The organism is Lacticaseibacillus parakribbianus, from assembly GCF_025490915.1.
Lineage (GTDB): Bacteria > Bacillota > Bacilli > Lactobacillales > Lactobacillaceae > Lacticaseibacillus > Lacticaseibacillus parakribbianus.
In genome coordinates this window covers 1-1,364 of record NZ_JANQBA010000031.1, presented here as the reverse complement: position 1 = coordinate 1,364, position 1,364 = coordinate 1, and the positions used below count along the sequence as shown (strand labels likewise).

The following is a 1,364-nucleotide window of genomic DNA, read 5'->3' as shown; positions in this document are numbered from 1 at the left end:
GTAAGCACCCAATAACAGACCGGATATGATTGCCCCTTGCCGGGCAGTATGATTGCCTCATCAAATCTAAATTGGTGAGGTAATTTTATGGATGAGAAACCTGAGATTGTTCGGATCAAATTAGAGGATGACCAGCGGCGGGCGCCACTGAGCACTGCCACCAAGGCCTTTCAAGTTAAGATTGACACCAACAAAACGGTTGTAGTGTATAACCATATCCAGGGCTATATCCTGGATGCCTTGATGAAGGCGGTGTTCGCCAATGCTCATTGATATCCACAAGCTCAGCGGCATTTATTTGATTTGTGGTAAGACCGACTTGCGTCGTGGTATTGAAGGCTTGGCTGGAGTTATCCAAGAGGAATATCATCTGGATCCGTACAGTCGGGCACTGTTTCTATTTTGCGGGACCCGCAAGGATCGGTTTAAGGCCCTATATTGGGCTGGCGATGGATTTATCCTGCTCTACAAGCGAATTGAGGACGGCCGGCTACAGTGGCCAACGACTCAAAATGAGGTTAAGAAACTCCACGCTAAGCAATTAGAGCGTCTTTTATCTGGTTGGGGATTGGAGTCGACGGTAAACCAGTTTTGTCCAAGAAATAATGGTAGAAAGCCCGTCGCACCAGTGGTACACTCAACCCAACATCAATGAATCGAGGGCTACGCCCATGGTCACTACGACTGAAGATCTGCTCAAACAGGCACTCGAGCAAAATCGAGAACTCATGAAACAAGTTCAGGCGCTCACCGAGCAGGTCGCGTATTTAACTCGGAAACTCTACGGCTCCCATTCGGAGAAGATGACCGATCCTAATCAGCTGTCTCTTCTGGGAGATAACAGTGTTTTTACCGACCCAGAGCAGACTGGGCAACAAAGCGAAGAAATAGTCGTAGTAAAAGCCAAGCGCAAGCCTAAAAGCAGTCGCGGTGAATCAATCGATCCAAAATTGCCCATCGAAGAAACCGTGATCACTCGAAAAAGTGAGCTGTGTGATCATGGTCATCAGCTGGCTAAAGTGGGCAAGCATCTCGTGCGTGAAGTGGTCCAACACATACCAGGCAGATTGTATGTTGAGCGTATCTTTGAAGAGACATACAAGTGTCCGGAATGTGAGCTCGAGGATGGTGTGAGTCACCTGTATCAAGGACAAGCGCCGCAGGCGTTGTTCCCGCACAGTCTCGCGACCTCGTCGCTAGTCGCTGAGTTGCTCTATCAGAAATACATGCTGGGTACACCGCTTTATCGTCAGATATTAGAATGGCGCCGAGCGGGTCTTCTACTCAGTGAGACGACCATGACAAACTGGGTAATCAACGCGGCAGAAATCGTCAGACCAGTCTATGACCTGATGCACGAGTAC

3 protein-coding genes are annotated in these 1,364 nt (G+C 48.9%); all 3 read left to right on the top strand.

The window, feature by feature from the left end; genetic code table 11:
* Positions 1–87: 87 nt before the first annotated feature.
* Positions 88–273, top strand: a complete 186-nt coding sequence (locus NUH19_RS13055) for a hypothetical protein (protein ID WP_179394268.1) — start codon at positions 88–90, stop codon at positions 271–273.
* Positions 263–655 carry an IS66 family insertion sequence element accessory protein TnpB gene (gene tnpB, locus NUH19_RS13050; RefSeq protein ID WP_179394269.1) on the top strand — a complete coding sequence of 131 codons (393 nt, stop codon included), beginning with the start codon at positions 263–265 and terminating at the stop codon, positions 653–655. Before NUH19_RS13055 ends, tnpB begins: the two co-directional genes overlap by 11 nt.
* A gap of 16 nt (positions 656–671) precedes the next feature.
* The coding region (locus NUH19_RS13045; RefSeq protein ID WP_262316943.1) for an IS66 family transposase at positions 672–1,364 on the top strand (693 nt) is incomplete at its 3' end.